This is a genomic window from Klebsiella sp. HMSC25G12 (assembly GCF_001807705.1).
Classification (GTDB): domain Bacteria; phylum Pseudomonadota; class Gammaproteobacteria; order Enterobacterales; family Enterobacteriaceae; genus Klebsiella; species Klebsiella variicola.
Genome location: NZ_KV789854.1, coordinates 100,368 through 122,104 on the forward strand (window position 1 = coordinate 100,368; position 21,737 = coordinate 122,104).

At 56.6% G+C, this 21,737-nt stretch carries 21 protein-coding genes; 9 read left to right on the forward strand and 12 right to left on the reverse strand.

The window, feature by feature from the left end; genetic code table 11:
• Position 1 precedes the first annotated feature (1 nt).
• From HMPREF3096_RS08515 to HMPREF3096_RS08525, 3 genes are read right to left on the reverse strand one after another with little or no spacing between them, the layout of a single operon-like run.
• Positions 2 to 733 carry an ABC transporter permease gene (locus HMPREF3096_RS08515; RefSeq protein WP_012968438.1) on the reverse strand — a complete coding sequence of 244 codons (732 nt, stop codon included), beginning with the start codon at positions 731 to 733 and terminating at the stop codon, positions 2 to 4.
• Between the two features lie 9 nt (positions 734 to 742).
• Positions 743 to 1,462: an ABC transporter permease gene (locus HMPREF3096_RS08520; protein ID WP_008807800.1), complete on the reverse strand. Its 720-nt coding sequence runs from the start codon at positions 1,460 to 1,462 to the stop codon at positions 743 to 745.
• A gap of 11 nt (positions 1,463 to 1,473) precedes the next feature.
• Positions 1,474 to 2,319, reverse strand: a complete 846-nt coding sequence (locus tag HMPREF3096_RS08525; protein ID WP_012542041.1) for a transporter substrate-binding domain-containing protein — start codon at positions 2,317 to 2,319, stop codon at positions 1,474 to 1,476.
• Positions 2,320 to 2,529: 210 nt separating this feature from the next.
• Here HMPREF3096_RS08525 and HMPREF3096_RS08530 point away from each other — a divergent pair, with 210 nt between their 5' ends.
• The 7 genes from HMPREF3096_RS08530 (at position 2,530) to osmB (ending at position 9,075) form a co-directional block, all read left to right on the forward strand.
• Entirely contained in the window at positions 2,530 to 3,072 is a 543-nt protein-coding gene (locus HMPREF3096_RS08530; RefSeq protein ID WP_012968439.1) for a HutD/Ves family protein, read from the forward strand.
• 199 nt (positions 3,073 to 3,271) lie between these two features.
• Positions 3,272 to 4,060 (forward strand): enoyl-ACP reductase FabI, encoded by a 789-nt coding sequence (gene fabI, locus HMPREF3096_RS08535; RefSeq protein ID WP_008807797.1) that lies wholly within the window; start codon positions 3,272 to 3,274, stop codon positions 4,058 to 4,060.
• 190 nt (positions 4,061 to 4,250) lie between these two features.
• Positions 4,251 to 5,408 carry a CMD domain-containing protein gene (locus HMPREF3096_RS08540; protein WP_070544391.1) on the forward strand — a complete coding sequence of 386 codons (1,158 nt, stop codon included), beginning with the start codon at positions 4,251 to 4,253 and terminating at the stop codon, positions 5,406 to 5,408.
• An 81-nt stretch (positions 5,409 to 5,489) separates the two neighbouring features.
• On the forward strand, positions 5,490 to 7,424 hold the full coding sequence (locus HMPREF3096_RS08545) for an exoribonuclease II (RefSeq protein WP_008807795.1): 1,935 nt from the start codon (positions 5,490 to 5,492) through the stop codon (positions 7,422 to 7,424).
• 158 nt (positions 7,425 to 7,582) lie between these two features.
• The gene (locus HMPREF3096_RS08550) at positions 7,583 to 7,762 is read left to right on the forward strand and encodes a protein YciZ/DeoL (RefSeq protein WP_012542045.1); all 180 of its coding nucleotides are present in this window, start codon (positions 7,583 to 7,585) and stop codon (positions 7,760 to 7,762) included.
• Between the two features lie 71 nt (positions 7,763 to 7,833).
• On the forward strand, positions 7,834 to 8,583 hold the full coding sequence (locus HMPREF3096_RS08555; protein WP_032730149.1) for a DNA-binding transcriptional regulator YciT: 750 nt from the start codon (positions 7,834 to 7,836) through the stop codon (positions 8,581 to 8,583).
• A gap of 273 nt (positions 8,584 to 8,856) precedes the next feature.
• Complete coding sequence (gene osmB / locus HMPREF3096_RS08560) at positions 8,857 to 9,075, forward strand: osmotically-inducible lipoprotein OsmB (RefSeq protein WP_002901783.1); 219 nt, start codon at positions 8,857 to 8,859, stop codon at positions 9,073 to 9,075.
• 129 nt (positions 9,076 to 9,204) lie between these two features.
• On the opposite strand, the gene yciH is transcribed toward osmB, so the two are convergent.
• The 5 genes from yciH to pgpB all read right to left on the reverse strand — a co-directional run bounded on the left by yciH (position 9,205) and on the right by pgpB (position 12,848).
• A complete protein-coding gene (yciH, locus tag HMPREF3096_RS08565) occupies positions 9,205 to 9,531 on the reverse strand; it encodes a stress response translation initiation inhibitor YciH (RefSeq protein WP_008807792.1) in 327 nt (108 codons plus the stop codon).
• Positions 9,531 to 10,268: an orotidine-5'-phosphate decarboxylase gene (pyrF, locus tag HMPREF3096_RS08570; protein WP_032730148.1), complete on the reverse strand. Its 738-nt coding sequence runs from the start codon at positions 10,266 to 10,268 to the stop codon at positions 9,531 to 9,533. Before pyrF ends, yciH begins: the two co-directional genes overlap by 1 nt.
• A gap of 191 nt (positions 10,269 to 10,459) precedes the next feature.
• On the reverse strand, positions 10,460 to 11,629 hold the full coding sequence (gene lapB / locus HMPREF3096_RS08575; protein WP_008807790.1) for a lipopolysaccharide assembly protein LapB: 1,170 nt from the start codon (positions 11,627 to 11,629) through the stop codon (positions 10,460 to 10,462).
• Positions 11,630 to 11,635: 6 nt separating this feature from the next.
• Positions 11,636 to 11,944, reverse strand: a complete 309-nt coding sequence (locus HMPREF3096_RS08580) for a LapA family protein (RefSeq protein ID WP_012542047.1) — start codon at positions 11,942 to 11,944, stop codon at positions 11,636 to 11,638.
• A 136-nt stretch (positions 11,945 to 12,080) separates the two neighbouring features.
• A complete protein-coding gene (gene pgpB / locus HMPREF3096_RS08585; RefSeq protein WP_032730147.1) occupies positions 12,081 to 12,848 on the reverse strand; it encodes a phosphatidylglycerophosphatase B in 768 nt (255 codons plus the stop codon).
• Positions 12,849 to 13,011: 163 nt separating this feature from the next.
• Between pgpB and ribA the strand changes: the two genes are divergently transcribed.
• Positions 13,012 to 13,614 (forward strand): GTP cyclohydrolase II, encoded by a 603-nt coding sequence (ribA, locus tag HMPREF3096_RS08590; protein ID WP_008807788.1) that lies wholly within the window; start codon positions 13,012 to 13,014, stop codon positions 13,612 to 13,614.
• A gap of 46 nt (positions 13,615 to 13,660) precedes the next feature.
• Here ribA and acnA read toward each other — a convergent pair whose 3' ends face one another.
• The 4 genes from acnA to topA form a co-directional block, all read right to left on the reverse strand.
• Positions 13,661 to 16,333, reverse strand: a complete 2,673-nt coding sequence (gene acnA, locus HMPREF3096_RS08595) for an aconitate hydratase AcnA (protein WP_022065863.1) — start codon at positions 16,331 to 16,333, stop codon at positions 13,661 to 13,663.
• A 390-nt stretch (positions 16,334 to 16,723) separates the two neighbouring features.
• Complete coding sequence (locus HMPREF3096_RS28955) at positions 16,724 to 16,891, reverse strand: YmiA family putative membrane protein (RefSeq protein WP_002901776.1); 168 nt, start codon at positions 16,889 to 16,891, stop codon at positions 16,724 to 16,726.
• Positions 16,892 to 17,136: 245 nt separating this feature from the next.
• Positions 17,137 to 18,111, reverse strand: coding sequence for an HTH-type transcriptional regulator CysB (cysB, locus tag HMPREF3096_RS08600; protein WP_008807786.1), 975 nt, complete (start codon positions 18,109 to 18,111; stop codon positions 17,137 to 17,139).
• Positions 18,112 to 18,452: 341 nt separating this feature from the next.
• Entirely contained in the window at positions 18,453 to 21,050 is a 2,598-nt protein-coding gene (gene topA, locus HMPREF3096_RS08605; RefSeq protein WP_008807785.1) for a type I DNA topoisomerase, read from the reverse strand.
• Between the two features lie 406 nt (positions 21,051 to 21,456).
• Between topA and HMPREF3096_RS08610 the strand changes: the two genes are divergently transcribed.
• Positions 21,457 to 21,708, forward strand: coding sequence for a YciN family protein (locus tag HMPREF3096_RS08610; RefSeq protein ID WP_002901761.1), 252 nt, complete (start codon positions 21,457 to 21,459; stop codon positions 21,706 to 21,708).
• Positions 21,709 to 21,737 lie beyond the last annotated feature (29 nt).

A 21,737-nucleotide genomic window follows, 5' to 3' on the forward strand; every position in this document is an offset into this window, starting at 1 on the left:
CTTACTCTCCTTTGGTTATCGGCTTGAGCGATACGGTCGCCGGGTTTTGCCGGGTATGCGGCGTTAAGCGCCGTTCTAGCAGGGCGTACAGCTGCACAATAATGAAATTAAGCAGCAAATAGATGGCCGCCGCGCAGAGGAATACCTCCATCGTCCGGTAGGTACGCTGAATAATCTGTTGCGCCACCCCGGTGACGTCCCAGACGGTCACCAGGCTTGCCAGCGCCGTCGACTTGACCAGCAGAATGGCCTCCGTGGAGTAGGCTGGCAGTGCATAACGTAGCATCACCGGGGCAATGATCCGCCGCAGCAGCAGCCAGCGCGACATGCCGCAAGCCTGACCGGCTTCAATCTGACCCGGCGGTATCGCCAGCAACCCGCCGCGAAGAATTTCCGCGGTGTAGGCCGCTGTACAGAGCGCCAGCGCCAGAACGGCGCAGATAAAGGGTTCGCGCAGCAGCGGCCACAGGAAACTGTGACGGATCACCCCAAACTGACCCAGCCCGTAATAAATGAGAAACAGCTGGATCAGCAATGGCGAACCGCGAAAGATCAGGATATAGCCTTTGGCGAAACCGCTAGCCAGCGGCCAGTGGCTCATTCGCAGCGCTAAAACGCCGAGGGCCAGTACGCCGCCGAGGATAAAAGAGCAAATAAAGAGCCCCAGCGTCACCGGCAGCGCCGCGCCGAGCTTCAATAACGTCTCACCGAGGAAGGCAAAATCGATAAACATACGGGCTCCTTACGCCTGCGCGGCGCTGCGACGCAGCCAGGCGCGGTTGAGATGGCTCTCCGCCCGGGTAAACGCGCGGTTAGAGAGCAGCGTCAGGATCAGATAACAGCCGCCGCCGATCAGATAGAACAGGAAATAATCGCGGGTCGAGCCAGCGGCAATCTGGCTGGCGCGCATCAGCTCAACGATGCCGGTCACCGATACCAGCGCCGAATCTTTGAGGCTCATTTGCCACACGTTGGATAACCCAGGCAGCGAATAACGGATAATCTGCGGCAACAGAATGCGCTGCAGGATCCGCCAGCGCGGCATGCCGATAGCGGTAGCCGCCTCCACTTCACCGGGCATCAGCGCCAGGCGAGCAGCACGGTAGACTTCCGCCTGATACGAGGAGGAGATCAAACCAATCGCCAGGGCGCCAATCAGAAAGGGCGGAACCTCAATAAAACCGTCAGCGCCAAACAGTCGCCCCACCCATGAAATCATCCCTGAGCCGCCAAAATAGAACAGGTAGATCACCAGTAACTCAGGGATACCGCGGAATACTACCGACCAGGCGGCGCCAAACCAGCGCGCTGGCGCATGCCGGGACAGCTTTGCGGCGGCAATGACGCCGCCTACCCCGGCACCGACGGCCAGCGCGGCGAGCGACAGCAGCAACGTGGTCAGCGTGGCACTGAGGATCAGCGTCCCCCACCCGTTTTCACCAAAACTCAGAAGATTCAACATGAGAGCCTCACTCAGGGGGTAACGTCGCTTTTAAACCATTTCTCGCTCAGTTTTTTTACCGTCCCATCGGCCAGCGCCGCCTGAATGGCGCTATCCAGTTTCGCTTTGAGATCGGGATCGGTGAGGCGCACGCCCATCGCCTCACCGCCTCCCCAGATCGGCCCGCTCATCAGCGGACCGCTCAATGCCAGATTGTTATTCTCCGGTCGCGACAGGGTGGTGTTGGCAAAGGTAATATCATCAAACACCGCATCGATGCGCTCAGCCTGCAGGTCGAGGATCGCATCCGCTGAGTTGTTATATTCCCTGATGTCAGCGATATCCTTGAAATACTTATCAATAAACGGGGTGTACACGGTGCCGGAAGCGATGCCGATAGTTTTCCCTTTCAACGCCGCGCGCAGAGGCGCAATCGCCGCCTGAATCTCTTTCTCATCATCATGAAGCTTGACCGTCGGAGACGGAGGGAGCAGCGACCCTTTTACCGCAATGAAAGAGGCCGGCGTGGCAGCGTAGGCCTGGGTAAACGCCACGACCTTCGATCGCTCCGGGGTGACGACAATAGCGTCCATGATCACGTCATATTTTCCGGCGTTAAGTCCGGCAATCATGCCATCCCAGTTCTGTACCACCAGCTTGCATTCGATCTGCATCCGCTGGCATAAATTCGCCATGAGCTCAGGTTCGAAGCCGCTCAACTTCCCTCCGGGAAGCGTCAGGTTCCAGGGTTCATAGCCGCCTTCCGTAGCGATGGTGATTGATTTCCACTCTTTAGCGTATGTTGAGCCACCAGACAGCAGTAGCCCCGAAAACAGGGTGACCAGGCAGGCCTGGCGGAAAGTAATACGCTGTTGCATTTTCATTCTCCCGATCGCGTTTTGTCATGATGGCTCTGGTCACTGCGATAAGATAATTCGTAGATGACTGCTCATGTATATACAAGCATTGACAAACCCACACACGCGCTCGATGATGGATTTGTGAGCCCTGTTGTAAATAATTTGTAAGCATGTTGCGACACGCTTGTAACAAAAACCATCCACCCTCTGAATTCCGCCGAGCAGACCATGATCTTTTTTTTTGATATCGCCACCTTACCCATCACGCCGTGGAAGAACGGTGCCGGTGCCACCCGGGAAATTATCGCCGTTCCTTCCACAGACGCCCCCTTTCTCTGGCGAGCCAGCATCGCCACTTTGCAGGCGGATGGTCCTTTTTCCCCCTTCCCCGGCGTCGACCGGGTGATCACCCTGCTGGCGGGACAACCACTACGACTGTGCGGCGGGGACATCGACCATCCGCTGACGCTCTGGCAGCCGTGGGCGTTCCCCGGCGAATGGGCGCTGTCCAGCGTCGGGATCGTTGAGCCAGGGCTGGACTTCAATATCATGACCCAGCGCGGACGTGCCTCGGCGAGAGTAAAGGTGATAAACGACCAGCAACGCCCTGCCACTGAGGGAGTCGCTTATGTTCTTCAGGGCGAGTGGGATCTGGCCGGGCAGCGAAGTGTGGCCGGCAGCGGTCTCTGCTGGCGCGGTGAATCCCCTGGCGAGCTGCACCCCCTCAGTGCCAACGGGTGTCTGCTGCTGGCGGAGATCGCGCTCAAATAATCATCAGAAGAGAGAGTATACTGGAGCTATCGCGATACGCTTTTGCTCCGCACGCCGCGGGCGCGGCTGAAAAATATCGTGACACAAGGGGTCGTCAGTGGGATATAATTCCCGGCTAAATTTGAGTTATTTTGAAATAACAATGTTAACGTTATGATTGTTAAAGTAAAAATAAGCAATAACGATAAGGATTAAAGCTATGGGTTTTCTTTCCGGTAAGCGCATTTTGATCACTGGCGTCGCCAGCAAACTGTCCATCGCCTACGGTATTGCGCAAGCAATGCACCGCGAAGGCGCGGAACTGGCATTCACCTATCAGAATGAAAAACTGAAAGGTCGCGTAGAAGAATTTGCTGCCGCGCTGGGTTCTGACATTGTGCTGCCGTGCGACGTTGCTGAAGATGAGAGCATCACCGCGCTGTTCACCGAGCTGGAAAAAGTCTGGCCGAAATTCGATGGTTTCGTCCACTCTATCGGTTTTGCCCCGGCTGACCAGTTAGACGGCGACTACGTTGACGTTGTCACCCGCGACGGCTTTAAAATCGCGCACGACATCAGCGCCTACAGCTTCGTGGCGATGGCCAAAGCCTGCCGCAGCATGCTGAACCCGGGCTCTGCTCTGCTGACGCTCTCCTACCTGGGCGCAGAGCGCGCGATCCCGAACTACAACGTAATGGGTCTGGCCAAAGCCTCTCTGGAAGCTAACGTCCGCTATATGGCTAACGCCATGGGTCCGGAAGGCGTTCGCGTCAACGCCATCTCTGCCGGTCCGATCCGTACGCTGGCTGCTTCTGGCATTAAAGATTTCCGTAAAATGCTGGCGCACTGCGAAGCGGTCACCCCGATCCGTCGCACCGTCACCATTGAAGATGTGGGCAACAGCGCAGCCTTCCTGTGCTCTAACCTGTCCGCGGGTATCTCCGGTGAAGTCGTTCACGTTGACGGCGGGTTCAATATCGCCGCCATGAACGAGCTGGAACTGAAGTAAGTTCTTTCCCTCCTCACCCCGGTGAGGAGGGTTCTTCCTTCCCCCCATCCCTTACGCTCCCCCTGTTATTCCAATCGGCTATTTGTTAGCACGTATCAATATTTTCTCCTGCTTCCGGGTTACGCCAGGATAGTTCTGCATAAACGATCCGCGGAACGGCGGTTCGCCACATACCGAACAAGGAAAGCCCATGGAGCCACGCCGCGTGAATGGCAAAAACCACTGGTATCACGAAACCCAGTCAACAATCTGCCCGGTGGATGTTCTACCGCTTGTCCCTGAAGCCGCCCATGTTGAAGACCGCTTTTTGCTGGACCTGACGCTGCCGGAAGCCTGGCTACACATCCACGCAGGCTGGCTGCACCCCGCTCGCCAGCTGGCAGAGCGGTTGTTTCCCGACCAGGTGGCGGTGAGTCGCCTGCAGACCTTTACCGCCTACGATCGCCTGAGCACCGCGCTGACTGTCGCCCAGGTTTATGGTGTCCAGCGGTTGTGTAACCACTATGCCGCCCGCCTGGCTCCCCTCCCTGGCCCTGACTCTTCGCGCGAGAGCAACCGTCGCCTGGCGCAGATCACTCAGTATGCTCGTCAGCTCGCCAGTTCGCCCTCCGTCATTAACGCCCTCTCGCGCAGCCAGCTGGACGAAGTGGGTTTAACCAGCCGGGATATTATCCTGATCAACCAGATTATCGGTTTCGTGGGCTTCCAGGCCCGGGCGATTGCCGTCCTGCAGGCGGCGCTGGGCTATCCGGTGCGCTGGATCCCCGGCATGCCTCAGCAAGAGGAGGCCCCTGCCGAACTGTTCACCGCGCCACCAGGAGAGTGGCAGAGCGACCTTGAGGATCCCGATCTGCAGTATGCCGATGATGAGCGCCAGCGGCGCATCGCCGGCTGGCAGTCGCTGCCCGGTCTGGGTGAGCTGGCCCCACTGCTGGCCTGCGACCCACCGTTGTTCACGCCTCTGGAGACCTTGATCCGCCAGCTCAGCACGGATGATACCTTTGGCCCGCAGGTCGCCTTACTCGTGGCGCGCACCAATGGCAGCCCCACCTGTTTTGACGCCTGGCTCCCCCACTGGCAGGGTGAAGAGGAGTTCGCCAGCCATCTGCGGGAGGGCGACCAGGCCCTCCATCACTGGCTCCAGCAGCATCCTCAGTCCCGGTCTCTCGTGACCGCGGTGCAGCTGTTAACCCGCTCGCCGGACCGGTTTAGCGCCGCCCAGTTAACGCCCCTCGCGGAATATGGACTCTCTGCGGAACAAGCGATCGATCTGTTGACCTGGAGCGGGCTGTGCGGATGGATGAATCGTCTGAAAATCGCCCTCGGCAATGTGCGTCAGCAGACGTAAATTGCTGAAACAGCGCTTGCTGCGGCAGGCATATTCGCGTAAAAATGTCAGCCGCTCTTTTAGCCACGAAAATACCTAATTATGTTTCAGGATAACCCGCTGCTAGCGCAGCTTAAACAGCAACTGCATTCCCAGACGCCGCGCGCGGAAGGGGTCGTTAAGGGCACGGAAAAGGGCTTTGGCTTCCTCGAAGTGGACGCTCAGAAGAGCTACTTCATTCCGCCGCCGCAGATGAAAAAAGTGATGCATGGCGACCGTATCGTCGCGGTGATCCATTCTGAAAAAGATCGCGAAAGCGCCGAACCAGAAACCCTGGTTGAGCCGTTCCTGACCCGTTTCGTCGGTAAAGTCCAGAAGAAAGACGATCGCCTCGCTATCGTTCCTGACCATCCGCTGCTGAAAGATGCCATTCCCTGCCGCGCCGCCCGTGGCGTTGAGCATGATTTCAAACAGGGTGACTGGGCCGTCGCCGAGATGCGCCGTCATCCGTTAAAAGGCGACCGCGGGTTTTACGCGGAGCTGACCCAGTTCATCACCTTCAGCGACGATCACTTCGTCCCCTGGTGGGTAACCCTGGCGCGCCATAATCTCGAAAAAGAAGCGCCGGACGGCGTGGCCACGGAAATGCTCGATGAAGGGCTGACGCGCCGCGATTTAACCGCTCTCGACTTCGTCACTATCGACAGCGCCAGCACCGAAGATATGGACGATGCGTTGTATGCCGAATCCACTGCTGATGGCAAACTGCTGCTGACGGTCGCCATTGCTGACCCGACCGCCTGGATTGCCGAAGGTAGCAAGCTGGATAAGGCCGCAAAAGTGCGCGCCTTTACCAACTATCTGCCGGGCTTCAATATTCCGATGCTGCCCCGCGAGCTGTCAGACGACCTGTGCTCCCTGCGCGCTAACGAAGTGCGCCCGGTGCTGGCCTGCCAGATGACTCTGGCGGCCGATGGCACCATCGAAGACAACATCGAATTTTTTGCCGCCACCATCGAGTCGAAAGCCAAGCTGGCCTATGACGATGTCTCTGACTGGCTGGAAGGCCGCGGCAGCTGGCAGCCGGGCAGCGACGCGATCGCGCAGCAAATTACACTGTTGAAGGACGTGTGCCAGCGTCGTAGCGAATGGCGTCAGACCCATGCGCTGGTGTTCAAAGACCGTCCGGACTACCGTTTCGTTCTTGGCGAAAAAGGCGAAGTGCTGGATATCGTCGCGGAACCACGTCGCATTGCCAACCGTATTGTCGAAGAGTCGATGATCGCCGCCAACATCTGTGCCGCCCGCGTTCTGCGCGACAAGCTCGGCTTCGGCGTTTATAACGTCCATACCGGCTTCGACCCGGCGAATACCGAACAGCTGGCGGCGCTGCTGAAAACCCACGACGTGCACGTCGACCCGACGGAGGTGCTGACGCTGGAAGGGTTCTGCAAGCTGCGCCGGGAACTGGACGCCCAGCCGACCGGATTCCTCGACAGCCGCATCCGCCGCTTCCAGTCGTTTGCGGAAATCAGCACCGAGCCAGGCCCGCACTTTGGCCTCGGCCTTGAGGCCTATGCCACCTGGACCTCGCCGATCCGTAAATATGGCGACATGATCAACCACCGTCTGCTGAAGGCCATCATCAAAGGCGAGACCATTGCGCGCCCACAGGATGATGCCACCGTACAGATGGCGGAGCGCCGTCGTCTTAACCGGATGGCAGAGCGCGACGTCGCCGACTGGCTGTATGCCCGTTTCCTCAACGATAAAGCCGGGACCGATACTCGTTTTGCGGCGGAGATCATCGACATCAGCCGCGGCGGGATGCGCGTGCGCCTGGTGGACAATGGCGCGGTCGCCTTTATTCCGGCCCCCTTCCTCCACGCCGTTCGCGACGAACTGGTGTGCAGCCAGGAGAACGGCACCGTGCAGATCAAGGGCGAGGTGGTCTACAAAGTGACTGACGTTATCGATGTCACCATCGCCGAAGTCCGCATGGAAACCCGCAGCATTATTGCGCGTCCGGCAGTCTGACGCCTCTTCACAGCGGTTCCTCCGGGAACCGCTGCTTCTTTCCTCTCCATCCTGCTATTTCCGTCGCACCGATTAAGGTTGTGCGTTTTTTTCGCTTCTCTTTTTCATCCATTTTTAGCATCATTGATTTCATTCGTTTTTGTTACCAGGATAATGCCATGTCAGATGTGAATGCCCACCTGCTCGCCCAACGTATCGATACCGTGCTGGATATTCTGGTTGCCGGTGATTACCACTCTGCGATCCATAATCTGGAAATCCTCAAAGCGGAGCTGCTGGCACTGGCGGCGGACGACGCTGAGCAAAAAAACCAGCCCAAGGCTCCCTGGGAAATCTGATTATCGCCCATGCCGCAACCGGTGACTCATACCGGTTGCTCGCCATATAGCCCCCTAACAGTGATGTTGCTATGAACGCCCGACAACAAAGTATTTTGCAAGTGGTCATTGATAAAGGCCGGATGAGCGTCGCCGATCTGGCGAAGATGACCGGTGTCTCAGAGGTCACCATTCGCCAGGATCTGAATCTGCTGGAAAAGCAGAGCTATTTGCGCCGCACCCATGGCTATGCAGTCCCACTGGACAGTGAAGATGTTGAAACCCGCATGATGACCCATTTCGCCATTAAACGTGAACTGGCCAGCCGGGCGGCGGCGCTGGTGAGCGCCGGCGAAACGGTATTCATCGAAAACGGCAGCAGCAACGCCCTGCTGGCGCGCACCCTCGCCGAACGCGGCGATATCACCATCATAACCGTCAGCAGCTATATCGCCCATCTACTGAAAGAGACGCCGGGAGAGGTGATCCTGCTGGGCGGGATTTACCAGAAACGCAGTGAAAGCATGGTGGGCCCGCTGACCCGCCAGTTCATCCAGCAGGTGCATTTCAGCAAAGCCTTCATCGGGATCGATGGCTGGCAGGCAGAAACCGGCTTTACCGGTCGCGATATGATGCGTGCGGATGTGGTTAACGCCGTGCTGGAAAAGCACTGTGAAGCGATTATTCTCAGCGACAGCTCGAAATTCAGCGCGGTTCATCCCTATCCCCTCGGTCCCGCCGGGCGCTTTAACCGCGTTATTACCGACGATCGCCTGCCGGCCGCCTGCCGCGACCAGTTACTGCACAGCGGCCTGACCATCGATATCGTGCCATACGTCTGATCTTTACCCGCCCCGAGCCATGCCAATGCGCCATTCGGGGCGATATTACGCTCTGAGAGTATTCCGAGCCGCTAATTAAGATTTTTTACCTGACGATACATTTAAAAAAAAGTAAAATTATTATTAGCGATATAACAGGAAGTGACTATCACCTGCGTGATTTTCGTGACACCTGCGCACCCTAACTTCATGGAATTGCCCTAAAGCTGCTATTTCAGGCTATGCTTAAAGGAGCGTAGTATCCATGAATAGATTATTCAGGAGAAAAAAATGATGACTTCAACGAGCAAAAAAATGGCTGCCGTCGTTCTGGCTGTCACTGTAGCAATGTCTCTGAGCGCTTGTTCTAACATGTCTAAACGCGACCGTAACACCGCTATCGGTGCTGGCGCCGGCGCCATCGGTGGTGCGGTGTTAACTGACGGTAGCGCACTCGGAACCCTGGGTGGCGCGGCGGTCGGTGGTATTATTGGTCACCAGGTTGGCAAATAATATAATTACCTGACGAAATAAAAGAATAATTCACACGAATTGACTTACGCACGTTAAATCATTCAAGGCCGCGGCATTCACCGCGGCCTTGTTATTTCAGCATTACTTTAATTATTGCCGAAATAGCACTCAGCCACCGGCTAACTTAACCTTCATTCCTTTCGCCTCGAGCAGCGATTTGAGCAAATCCCGTTTGTCACCCTGGATCTCGATCACGCCATCTTTCACCGCACCGCCGCAGCCACATTTCTTTTTCAGCTCTGCAGCCAGGGCGTTCAGCGCGGCATCGTCAGCATCGATGCCGCTAATCAGGCACACGCCTTTGCCCTTGCGACCGCTGGTCTGGCGCTGAATACGAACAATACCATCGCCTTTAGGCCGCACCGGCGCCGGTTTCGCTTCGTCGATACGCCCGGTTTCCGTGGAGTAGACCAGGCGGCTATTGGAATCGCTCATTATGCCTCCTTTGACAACGAGACGTTGATTGCCCGCAGCGTTGCGGCAGGATCGGCCGACTGAGTGACCGGGCGACCAATAACCATATAATCCACCCCCGCCGCCTGGGCCTGCTCGGGGGTCATAATCCGCCGCTGATCCCCAGCCTCGCTCCCCTGCGGACGGATCCCCGGGGTCACCAGCTTAAACGCCTGCCCCAGCTCCTGTTTGAAGCGCACCGCCTCCTGAGCTGAGCACACGACCCCGTCAAGACCACAGCGTTGGGTCAGCGCTGCCAGCTTCGCCGCGTAATCAGCCGGGGATAAGGTAATGCCCAGATCCTGCAGGTCGCTGGCCTCCATGCTGGTGAGTACGGTGACAGCGATCAGCAGCGGAGCCTCTTTACCAAACGGCAGCAGCGCTTCACGCGCGGCGGTCATCATCCGCGCGCCGCCGGAGGCATGGACATTCACCATCCATACGCCGAGTTCGGCCGCCGCCGCCACCGCGCGGGCCGTGGTATTGGGGATATCGTGAAACTTAAGGTCAAGGAACACCTCAAACCCGCGCTGCTGCAGATCGCGAACAAACTGCGGGCCCAACAGGGTGAACATCTCTTTGCCCACCTTCAGGCGGCAGTCTCGCGGGTCGATGCGGTCGACAAATGCCAGCGCTTTATCGCGATTATCATAGTCGAGCGCAACCACAACGGGAGAGGATGTGACAGCGCGGGAAGATGTGATAGCTGTAGACGTCATGACCAGACCTTAGTGTTGATGGGCGCCAGGGCGGCGCAAAAAAGGTAAACGGGCAGCATTCTACCTGTGATGCTAACAAAATAACAGACTGCTGTAGTAGCGCTGGCCGGACGATGGCGCTGCCGGGGCCGCGCCTGGAGAGGAGAAAAACGATGAGTATGTTGTAACTAATGGAGGGATTTTTTTTGACTTTATTGGCCGTCGAGACCGCGAATGGGTTTGATGGTGGCCCACGAGCGGCAGGATGGGCAGTGCCAGTAGAGCGTATGAGCAGTAAAGCCGCATTTCTGGCAGCGATAGCGCGGTTTGCTGCGCACCTGCTCGCCGACCATGTTTCTTAGCACCCCGAGGCTTTCTTTCGCGCGCCCTTCTTCCGCTTCGTTGAGATGGTAGTCCATCAGCTTATGGAAGACGCGCATGGTCGGGTGACGTTCCAGCTGCCGGGTAACGTAGTTTTGCGCGGCTTCGACCCCTTCCCGTTGCTCGAGGATCTGCGCCAGCATCAGTTCAGCGGTGGCCCCGGTGTTCTCATCCACACAACGGCGCAGGAAAACCTCCCACTCTTCGGCTTTACCCAGTTGCTGGTAGCAGGTCTGCAGCATCTCCAGCGTCTCACCGACCAGCTCTTTATCCTGATCAATAACCCGCTCAAGGCTCTCTACCGCTTTGGCGTAATCACCCTTTTCCATCCACACCCGGCCCATCATTATTGAGACCCGGGCGCTGTTGCGGTCTGCTGCGGCGCCTTTCTTCAGCAGCGCCATCGCTTTATCCAGATCGTTGGCCGCCATCTGCTGCAGGGCCAGCTCACACCAGAAATTGGCGATTTCGCCACGATGTTTCTCTTTACCCAGCTTCACCAGCCGTTCAGCGACTTCGATCGCTGACTGCCAGTCGCTGGTCGCCTGGTAGATCTGCAGCAGCTGCTGCAGAGCGCTCAGGCGGAAATCGGTCTCATCCACCAGCTGTTTGAACATATCTTCCGCACGATCGTACAACCCGGCGGCCATATAGTCGCGCCCCAGCTGCTGGACGGCCAGCAGGCGCTGATCGTAGGTTAACGATGCGCTTTCCATCAGGCTCTGATGAATACGGATCGCGCGGTCAACCTCGCCGCGCGAGCGGAACAGGTTACCGAGCGTCAGGTGGGCCTCAACGGTGCCGGTATCCTCTTTCAACATATCAAGGAACAGATCGACGGCTTTATCCTGCTGGTTGCTAAGCAGGAAGTTAACCCCCGCCACGTAATCCCGTGACAGGCGGTTGGCATCGTCCTGTTTGGACTGTTGTGCACTTCTGCGCCCCATGTACCAGCCGTAGGCGGCGGCAACGGGTAAAAGCAGAAACAACAACTCCAGCATAAGAGGTTATTCCTTCACGGCAGGCACGCCTGCGTCGACAGCGACCGGGCTGACGGGGGCAATCTGGTGCTCAAGGCGCTTAATTTTTCGCTCCGCGCGCGCCAGCGAGACACGCACCCGCAGCCAGAACAAGCCGCAGATCAGCCAGCCAATGGCAAAGCCTGCGGCGAACAGCACCGCCAGCAGTGTCGAAATGCGGAATTCACCCTGCGCGAGTAAATAGTTGAACGTGACCTGTTGGTCATTCTGCGCCCCCAGCGTCACTGAAATGACGAAGATTGCTAGCACCAGTAAGAAAATGAGTAAATATTTCACATGACTTCCCGTTATGTGGGTTGCGCGAAAAAAAGCCCGCTTTCAGCCCTATAAAGTATCATTTTCGCCGCAGCGGTGGAATGAAAAAGCATGGCAACTGTACAGGATATGCGGTCGGATGCCGCTAAAATCAACATTATTCTGCTTCGGGCATCCGTTTTTTAATATCCTGCGCCTCTTCTCCCGGCGGCGAGAGCGGCCCGCACAGGCGCTGCGTCAACCAGCAGGCCACCGTGACCAACAGCCAGGAGATCAGCGTGGCGACAATGAGATCCAGCGGCCAGTGCATGCCCAGCGCCAGGCGACTGCCCATCACCGCCGTCGCCCATACCAGCAGCACGGCGACCGTGCCCCAACGCCGACGCGGCCACAGCAGCCCGGCGGCCAGCAGCGCCCAGCTGGCGGCGAACATCGTGTGACCCGACGGGAAAGCAAAGCCTGTCTCTTTCTGCCAGTGCTTGCGTAAAAACGGCGGAATGTCCTGCGCCTGCGCCAGCTGGGCATGCACCAGTTTAGCGCGTTCTTTACGCTTCAACGCATAGAATTGCGTCACCGGCACCTGTCTTGAGTTTTCCAGCCAGATGACAAAGGGTCTCGGCTCCTGAACCCGCGCTTTGACCCAGGATTTAACCCCCTGTCCCACCAGGATGGCGGCGGCAAGAATCAGGAACAGGATCAGTGCCGCGCGCAGCCGGTAGCGAAGACACCAGAGAAACCAGCCGCACAGTGCAACATGCGTGATAATTCCCCACGGCTGCGTCACCGTTTCCGTCACCCACCAGAGGGTTTTCAACATAGCAACCGGCAGTCCTGGCTGCCACAGCCAACCAGACAGCCAGACCGTAACAGGCATAACAAGCAGCAGCGCTGCCGCGAGAGCGGTTCGTTGGGCAATCAACAGCATTTTCTCTCCTTCTCCTTGTAGATGAACATCATAGCGGAAAGTAGTTCGTTTGTGCGCTTTCCACGCGGCTAACCGTTCGCGATTAGGAGAACGTCCCGGCCTTGTGGCAAAATAGCGGCAAACAGAAAGCACATTCAGGTGCTGACAGAATCTGGAGAATCACATGCAGCTTAAACGTGTGGCAGAAGCCAAACTGCCAACCCCATGGGGCGATTTCCTGATGGTGGGTTTTGAAGAACTGGCAACCGGACAAGATCATGTCGCGCTGGTGTATGGCGATATCTCGGGGCAGTCGCCGGTCCTGGCCCGCGTCCATTCAGAGTGTTTGACGGGCGATGCCCTGTTTAGCCTGCGCTGTGATTGCGGCTTTCAGCTGGAAGCGGCCCTGTCGCATATCGCCGAAGAAGGTCGGGGGATCCTGCTCTATCACCGCCAGGAAGGACGCAACATTGGTTTATTGAATAAAATCCGCGCCTACGCGCTGCAGGATCAGGGCTACGACACCGTTGAGGCGAACCATCAGCTGGGCTTCGCCGCCGATGAGCGCGACTTCACCCTGTGCGCCGATATGTTCAAACTGCTCAACGTTGAGCAGGTTCGGTTATTAACCAATAACCCGAAAAAAGTGGAAATTCTTACCGAAGCCGGGATCAACATTGTGGAGCGGGTACCGCTGATCGTCGGGCGTAACCCGAAAAATGCTCACTACCTGGATACTAAAGCCGCCAAAATGGGCCATTTGCTGAACAGCAAGCCGGCGGAATAAACCGATTGAATAAAAGAGAAAGGGCCAGCGATGCTGGCCCTTTGTTTTACAGCATATTGCGGATAACGTAGTGCAGGATGCCGTCGTTGCGGTAGTAGGTGAGCTCGGTCGCGGTGTCGATACGGCACCGACAAGGGATCACTTCCTGCGAGCCGTCAGGGCGAGTCAGGGTCACCGGCACCGTAGCGCCAGGCTGAAGCGACTGCAGATTGCTGATATCAATCCGCTCTTCCCCGGTCAACTGCAGCGTTTTACGGGTGACGCCCTGCGGGAACTCCAGCGGCAAAATCCCCATCCCGATCAGGTTGGAACGGTGGATACGTTCGAAGGACTCGGCGATCACCACCCGGATCCCCAGCAGGCGCGGCCCCTTCGCCGCCCAGTCGCGGCTGGAACCTGAGCCATACTCCTTACCGGCAATCACCGCCAGCGGTATGCCTTCCGCTTTATACTGCATCGCCGCATCGTAGATCGCCACCGGTTCGCGGTCCGGCAGATGTCGGGTCATACCGCCTTCCACTCCCGGTACCATTTCGTTACGAATACGGATATTGGCGAAGGTGCCGCGCATCATCACCTCATGGTTACCGCGACGGGAACCATAGGAGTTAAAGTCGCGCCGGGCAACCCCATGCTCCTGCAGATAGCGGCCTGCCGGGCTATCGGCTTTGATGCTCCCCGCCGGCGAAATGTGGTCAGTGGTCACTGAATCGCCCAGCATGGCGAGGATCCGCGCGCCATGAATATCCTCTACCGGCAGCGGTTCGACGCCCATCTCGTCAAAGAACGGCGACAGGCGAATATAAGTCGAGTCCTCCTGCCAGTCATAGGTATCTGACGCCTCCACCTTGATTGCTTTCCACTCCTCGGTACCGGAAAACACTTCCGCGTACTCTTTGCGGAACATCTCAGTGGAGACCTGTTCCACCGCACGGGCAATCTCCTCCCCACTCGGCCAGATATCTTTCAGATAAACCGGTTCGCCATCGCTGCCCTGCCCCAACGGCTCGCGGGTGAGATCGATATTCATGTTCCCCGCCAGGGCGTAAGCGACGACCAGCGGCGGCGAGGCCAGCCAGTTGGTTTTCACCAGCGGATGGATACGCCCTTCGAAGTTACGGTTACCGGAAAGCACCGCCCCGACGGTCAGATCGCCCTTTTTGATCGCCTCTTCGATAGGTTCCGGCAACGGACCGGAGTTACCGATACAGGTGGTACAGCCATATCCCACCAGATTGAAGCCGAGCTGGTCGAGGTAAGGCGTCAGGCCGGCATGAGCCAGATAATCCGACACCACTTTCGAGCCTGGCGCCAGGGAAGCTTTTACCCACGGCTGCGGCTGCAGGCCACGCTCGACGGCTTTTTTCGCCAGCAGACCGGCGGCCATCAGCACGCTGGGGTTGGAGGTATTGGTACAGGAAGTAATGGCCGCAATGGCCACGGCGCCGTCCGGTAGCGAATAGTGATGCCCGTTCAGCGTATAATCCACCGGCTGGCGCTGACGCTGAGGATGGTTAACTTCCAGCTCGCCGCTGGCAGCAAAGGCTTTCGGCACATCGCCGAGCGCCACGCGATCCTGCGGCCGTTTCGGCCCGGCAAGGCTTGCCTCAACGCTGCCCATGTCCAGCGCCAGGGTGCTGGTAAAGACCGGCTCATCGCCCGGCTGGCGCCACATGCCCTGCGCTTTGGCATAGGCTTCCACCAGGGCGACCTGTTCTTCGCTACGGCCGCTCAGACGCATATAGCTAAGCGTCACATCATCGATCGGGAAGAAACCACAGGTGGCGCCATATTCCGGGGCCATATTGGCGATAGTGGCGCGATCGGCCAGGGGTAAGGTATCCAGGCCATCGCCGTAGAATTCAACAAACTTGCCGACGACACCGTGCTGGCGCAGCATCTGGGTGACCGTCAGCACCAGATCGGTGGCGGTGATGCCTTCGCGCAGTTTGCCGCTGAGCTTAAAGCCCACGACATCCGGGATCAGCATCGACACCGGCTGACCCAACATGGCGGCTTCCGCTTCAATCCCGCCCACGCCCCAGCCCAGTACGCCGAGACCGTTAATCATGGTGGTATGAGAGTCGGTGCCCACCAGGGTATCCGGCCACGCCATCCACTTCCCATTCACCTCTTCGCTCCAGACGGCCCGACCGAGGTATTCCAGGTTGACCTGGTGACAAATACCGGTGCCCGGCGGCACTACGCTGAAGCGGCTGAAGGCCTGTTGTCCCCAGCGCAGAAAAGCGTAACGTTCGTGGTTACGCTCCATTTCCAGACGGACGTTATCTTCGAAGGCCTCGTCATCGCCGAAACGGTCGACAGTGACCGAGTGGTCGATCACCAGATCGACGGGCGACAGCGGATTCACTTTCGCGGTGTCGCCGCCCAGGCGCTTCACCGCCTCGCGCATGGCGGCCAGATCCACGACTGCCGGCACGCCGGTAAAGTCCTGCATCAGGACGCGCGCGGGACGGTAAGCGATCTCCCGGTCGGCATGGGCCTGTTGCAGCCAGCCGGCCAGGGCACGAATATCTTCTTCTGTCACCGAGTCACCGTCCTGCCAGCGCAGCAGGTTCTCCATCAGCACCTTCAGCGACTTAGGCAGTCGACTGAGATCGCCCAGCTGTTTCTCTGCCAGCGGCAGACTGTAGTAATGCCAGGTTTTCTCGTTGACCAGCAGCGTGTCCTTACTGGCTTCTCGTAGGGTTGACGACATAGCTCCTCCTTTATCTCAGGGATGGCATACCCTGATTCTCCTCAGGGTCTCCATTAAAGATAACACATACCGAGCATAACACTTTGATAACAACCCAAATTGCTAAATGCGCCGAGGTCGACAGTGATTAATCGGGAATTATCCTGGAATCGGAGAAATAGCACCAAAATAGTGCAGAAGCGATGATTAAGACGATATTGTATTAGTACACGAGGACAAAAAAAGAGCTAATCGGCCAGCTGGCTATGATTAGCTCTTGTGAGTGATTTCAGATTGGATGAATCCAGCGGCAAAATATATTCTCCCTGTATTGCCGGTCACTGATTTTATATTACAGTTTCCTTTCACTGTCATAAAAATGACATGTATCTACAACGATGACCTACAGCTTTAGCTGACAATCCAGATGTTGCAGATGGTAAGCGCGATGATGCTCCAGAACATCGCCAGCCCTACCAACACTACGCCCCATACGCGACTACGCAGAACGGGATCGATTTCGGTTTTGTCATTCTCGTATGACATCGCCAGTTTCATGTAATCGATATTACTTATCATATTGTCACCACCAATTGCTCAAATCATCAGGTACAGATAAATCTTAATTATGGATAAAAGATTAATCCAGTGAATTTAGGCCTGATGGAATATATTTAACCGGTTATTTGATCGCGGCGGGCATAATGACAAACGTGTTGCCAGAAATTATTAATTTTGTGATTGGTTCGAGGTTTAAGATGTTAAATTAGGACCATGATAGTCAATGGCACTCCCCACAGGGAATGCCATTATTTTTTTAAGGGTTATTTTTCCGGAAGTTTTATATCTTTAAACATCGCTTCAATATCTTCATTCGACCGCAAAGCCACCGCGGTATCCACGACATCCCGGGTCAGATGGGGTGCAAAACGTTGAATAAAATCATACATGTAGCTTCGTAAGAAGGTGCTACGGCGGAAACCAATTTTGGTGGTGCTGTGGCTGAATATGCCGTTCGCATCCAGCTTCACCAGGTCCGGGTCAGAGACCGGATCGACTGCCATGCTGGCTATCACCCCGACCCCAAGCCCCAGGCGAACATAGGTTTTGATCACGTCGGCGTCAGTGGCGGTGAAGACAATGCGCGGCGTCAGACCCGCACGGTTAAACGCGGTATCCAGTTCCGAACGGCCGGTAAAGCCAAAGGTATAAGTCACCAGCGGGTACTGCGCCAGCTCTTCAATGGAAACCGAGCCCTTCGCGGCCAGAGGATGCTCAGGCGTCACCACAATCGACCGGTTCCAGTGATAGCATGGCAACATCACCAGATCGTCATACAGATGCAGCGCCTCGGTGGCGATGGCGAAGTCGGCGTTGCCTTTCGATACGGCTTCTGCAATTTGGGTTGGCGAGCCCTGATGCATATGCAGCGACACGCGCGGGTAGCGTTCAATAAAGCCCTTGATCACCCCCGGTAACGCATAGCGGGCCTGAGTATGGGTCGTCGCCACATATAACGACCCTTTATCAGGCCAGGTATGCTCCCCGGCGACAGATTTAATCGCATCGACTTTCGATAATACCTCGCGGGCGATACGGATGATCTCCTGCCCGGCAGGTGTCACCTGAGTTAAATGTTTGCCGCTGCGGGCGAAAATCTGGATGCCCAGCTCATCTTCCAGCATGCGGACCTGCTTACTGATGCCCGGCTGGGAGGTATAAAGCCCTTCGGCGGTGGATGAAACATTCAGGTTATGGTTCACCACCTCTACGATGTAGCGAAGCTGTTGTAGTTTCATGCTGATATCCGTTTGCGCGTAAAATGAAGCCGCTTAATACACTTTACGTTCAGGCAACTTGTCGACCGTGAGGCCAGCCTCCCGGCAGTTGGCCGTAGTGGCGCCGCAACGCATCCTGAAAGCGATGATGTATAAGACGTTTTAATAATAAAAAAGGGATTAGCTATAACCACTATATCATTTATATCAACAGTGTATAGATACTAACGAAAAATAATATAGGTGGTTATAAGGGGAAGAAAAGACCATCCAGAAGGGGAAACAACGCGGCAGAGGCATCCACTGCCTCTGCCGGCCGTTAGTGCAGGAAAAGCGCGCTTTTCCTGCCTGATACTGCACGATTACTTTTTGGCTTCAGTCCATTTACCGTCAATAAAGAAGGCTGACCAGCCGGTCGCTTTGCCCTCTTTTTCGGAAGCCACATACTGCTGTTTCGTTTTACGGCTAAAGCGCACCAGCGTTTTATTACCTTCCGGATCCTGCTGCGGCGCATCGGCGAGATAGCGCAGTTTTTCCGGCAGACGATCGCGGAAGCGGTACAGCTCTTCCACCAGCGGCGCACGCGTTTCCCGTGATTTCGGGAAGGTGTTGGCCGCCAGGAAGACACCCGCCGCCCCGTCGCGCAACACAAAGTACGCGTCAGACTTCTCGCACGGCAGCTCCGGCAGCGGCACCGGATCTTCCTTCGGCGGAGCCACTTCGCCGTTGCGCAGGATCTTACGCGTGTTCTTACACTCGTCGTTGGTACAGGCCATGTACTTGCCGAAACGCCCCATTTTCAGGTGCATTTCAGAACCGCACTTCTCGCACTCCACTACCGGACCATCATAGCCCTTGATGCGGAACTCGCCTTCTTCAATCTCATAGCCGTCGCAGGTCGGGTTATTACCACACACGTGCAGTTTACGCTTAGGATCGATAAGGTAGCTGTCCATTGCGGTCCCGCACTTCTGACAGCGACGTTTGGCACGCAGCGCGTTGGTTTCCGCGTCATCGCCTTCCAGCACGTTGAGGACTTCGTTTTCCGGCACCAGGTTGATGGTGGTTTTGCAACGCTCTTTCGGCGGCAGAGCATAGCCCGAACAGCCGAGGAAAACACCGGTGCTGGCGGTACGGATGCCCATTTTACGTCCACAGGTCGGGCAGTCGATGCTGGTAAGCACCATCGGGTTCGGTTGCATGCCGCCCTCTTCCGGATCTTTCTCTGCGGTCTCCAGCTGAGTGGTAAAATCGCCGAAGAAGTGGTTCAGCACCTCTTTCCACTCGGCCTGGTGGTTGGCCACCTGGTCGAGACGATCTTCCATCTGCGCGGTGAAGTCGTAGTTCATCAGATCGCGGAAGTTTTCTTCCAGCCGATCGGTGACGATTTCGCCCATTTTCTCCGCATAGAAACGACGGTTTTCCACCCGCACGTAGCCGCGATCCTGAATGGTCGAGATGATCGAAGCGTAGGTGGAAGGACGGCCGATACCGCGTTTTTCCAGCTCTTTGACCAGCGAAGCTTCGCTGAAGCGCGCCGGCGGCTTGGTAAAGTGCTGCGCAGGCGTCAGCTCCACCAGGCTCAGGCGGTCGCCCTGTTTAACCACCGGCAGCGTCCGGTCTTCATCGCCCTTGCGCAGCGCCGGCATCACTTTGGTCCAGCCGTCGAAACGTAAGGTACGACCGCGCGCTTTCAGTTTGAAATCGCCCGCCGCCACGGTCAGCGTGGTGGAATCGTATTGCGCCGGCGTCATCTGACAGGCGACAAACTGGCGCCAGATCAGCTGATAGAGCTTCTGCGCATCGGCTTCCATATCTTTCAGCGTTTCCGCCAGCACGCTCACATCAGAAGGACGAATCGCTTCGTGCGCTTCCTGCGAGTTTTCTTTGCTGGCGTACTGGTTAGCGCTCTCCGGCAGATATTTTTTGCCAAAGTTGTCGCTGATATAACCGCGAACCATGTTCAGCGCGTCCTGACTCAGGTTGGTGGAGTCGGTACGCATATAGGTGATGTGCCCCGCCTCATAGAGACGTTGAGCCATCATCATGGTCTTTTTCACGCCGAAGCCGAGACGGGTGCTGGCCGCCTGCTGCAGCGTGGAGGTGATGAACGGCGCGCCCGGCTTGCTGCTGGTCGGCTTGTCTTCTCGCTCCAGCACGCTGTAGCTGGCTTTTTCCAGCAGCGATACCGCCGCCATGGTCTCATCACGGCTGACCGGACGGAACGGCTTATCGTCTTTATGAGTTACCTGCAGAGGCAGCGCGTCGCCGCCCGGCGTGGTGGTGCTGGCATCAACTTCCCAGTACTCTTCCGGGACGAAGGCTTTGATTTCACGCTCACGTTCCACCACCAGGCGGACCGCAACGGACTGCACGCGCCCGGCAGAAAGACCACGGGCAATTTTCTTCCACAGCAGCGGCGAGACCATATAGCCCACCACGCGGTCCATAAAGCGGCGCGCCTGCTGGGCGTTAACCCGATCGATATTCAGTTCGCCCGGCTTTTCGAAGGCCTGACGAATAGCGTTTTTGGTGATCTCATTGAACACCACGCGGCTGTAACGCTGTTCATCGCCGCCGATCACTTCCCGCAGGTGCCAGGCAATGGCTTCCCCTTCGCGGTCAAGGTCGGTTGCGAGATAGATGTGGTCAGCTTTTTCCGCCAACTGTTTGAGTTCTGAAACTACCTTTTCTTTACCCGGAAGTACTTCATAGTGCGCATTCCAGTCATGCCATGGGTCCACGCCCATGCGGTTAACCAGAGCACCACGTTCGTCCTTTTTAGGCTTTTTAGCCCCTTTGGTGGCGGTAGAGTCGGTGCTCTTTTTGGAAGCTGATCCACTGGTCGGCAAATCGCGGATATGACCGACGCTGGATTTCACCACGTAGTCATTACCCAGATACTTATTGATCGTTTTGGCTTTTGCCGGGGACTCAACGATAACGAGAGCTTTACCCATATTCACCTTTACCTAATTTGATTCATCCAGGAATACATCGCACATTCATACACCCTCCACTGGCGACTGCCTCATATGTTGCGGCACCGTCGGTGAATATCAACCCTGAACACCCGTTTCATCTCCGTAAAACCAGGCGTTTGAGTTTGCTGACTTTTTTGCGTCAGGTGACATAGCACGAAGAATTTTTGGCCGAATGTCAAGCAAATCTGTTGCCAGATCGCCGAAAGCGTCACACTGTACCTGATAAAATTCGTTACGCAACTTTATTAGCATGCAAAAGCGAAACCCGCCAGTAAACGGCTGTTTCTCCACTGGTTACGATTACCCCTGTTTTGTCCATGGAAAATTTGCCCCACGCCGCCGCGCGGCGTAAACTACGCGCGGAGAAAAAGAGGAGTCCGTTATGCAAGGTACAACCCAACCTATCGATCGCCAGACGCTGCTCGAAAAAGCCAACAAACTTATTCGCGAACATGAGGATACGTTAGCCGGTATCGAAGCCACCGACGTCGTTCAGCGCAACAATGTCCTGGTGTTTAGCGGTGAGTTTTATCTTGACGAGCAGGGTTTACCGACGCCGAAGAGTACGGCGGTATTTAACATGTTTAAGTACCTCGCCCACGAGCTGTCGGACAAGTATCACCTGGTCGATTAAGGCCAGTGGAAACGATAACGCGAGGCCCT

Bases quoted from the DNA above. Each gene is read 5' to 3' on its own strand.
- HMPREF3096_RS08525 (WP_012542041.1), bottom strand. From the start codon at position 2,319: ATGCAACAGCGTATTACTTTCCGCCAGGCCTGCCTGGTCACCCTGTTT.
- HMPREF3096_RS08520 (WP_008807800.1), bottom strand. From the start codon at position 1,462: ATGTTGAATCTTCTGAGTTTTGGTGAAAACGGGTGGGGGACGCTGATC.
- pgpB (WP_032730147.1), bottom strand. From the start codon at position 12,848: ATGCTGTTGATTGCCCAACGAACCGCTCTCGCGGCAGCGCTGCTGCTT.
- HMPREF3096_RS08530 (WP_012968439.1), top strand. From the start codon at position 2,530: ATGATCTTTTTTTTTGATATCGCCACCTTACCCATCACGCCGTGGAAG.
- HMPREF3096_RS08545 (WP_008807795.1), top strand. From the start codon at position 5,490: ATGTTTCAGGATAACCCGCTGCTAGCGCAGCTTAAACAGCAACTGCAT.
- HMPREF3096_RS08515 (WP_012968438.1), bottom strand. From the start codon at position 733: ATGTTTATCGATTTTGCCTTCCTCGGTGAGACGTTATTGAAGCTCGGC.
- fabI (WP_008807797.1), top strand. From the start codon at position 3,272: ATGGGTTTTCTTTCCGGTAAGCGCATTTTGATCACTGGCGTCGCCAGC.
- osmB (WP_002901783.1), top strand. From the start codon at position 8,857: ATGACTTCAACGAGCAAAAAAATGGCTGCCGTCGTTCTGGCTGTCACT.
- topA (WP_008807785.1), bottom strand. From the start codon at position 21,050: ATGGGTAAAGCTCTCGTTATCGTTGAGTCCCCGGCAAAAGCCAAAACG.
- HMPREF3096_RS08555 (WP_032730149.1), top strand. From the start codon at position 7,834: ATGAACGCCCGACAACAAAGTATTTTGCAAGTGGTCATTGATAAAGGC.
- HMPREF3096_RS28955 (WP_002901776.1), bottom strand. From the start codon at position 16,891: ATGATAAGTAATATCGATTACATGAAACTGGCGATGTCATACGAGAAT.
- acnA (WP_022065863.1), bottom strand. From the start codon at position 16,333: ATGTCGTCAACCCTACGAGAAGCCAGTAAGGACACGCTGCTGGTCAAC.
- lapB (WP_008807790.1), bottom strand. From the start codon at position 11,629: ATGCTGGAGTTGTTGTTTCTGCTTTTACCCGTTGCCGCCGCCTACGGC.
- ribA (WP_008807788.1), top strand. From the start codon at position 13,012: ATGCAGCTTAAACGTGTGGCAGAAGCCAAACTGCCAACCCCATGGGGC.
- yciH (WP_008807792.1), bottom strand. From the start codon at position 9,531: ATGAGCGATTCCAATAGCCGCCTGGTCTACTCCACGGAAACCGGGCGT.
- pyrF (WP_032730148.1), bottom strand. From the start codon at position 10,268: ATGACGTCTACAGCTATCACATCTTCCCGCGCTGTCACATCCTCTCCC.
- HMPREF3096_RS08540 (WP_070544391.1), top strand. From the start codon at position 4,251: ATGGAGCCACGCCGCGTGAATGGCAAAAACCACTGGTATCACGAAACC.
- HMPREF3096_RS08610 (WP_002901761.1), top strand. From the start codon at position 21,457: ATGCAAGGTACAACCCAACCTATCGATCGCCAGACGCTGCTCGAAAAA.
- cysB (WP_008807786.1), bottom strand. From the start codon at position 18,111: ATGAAACTACAACAGCTTCGCTACATCGTAGAGGTGGTGAACCATAAC.
- HMPREF3096_RS08550 (WP_012542045.1), top strand. From the start codon at position 7,583: ATGTCAGATGTGAATGCCCACCTGCTCGCCCAACGTATCGATACCGTG.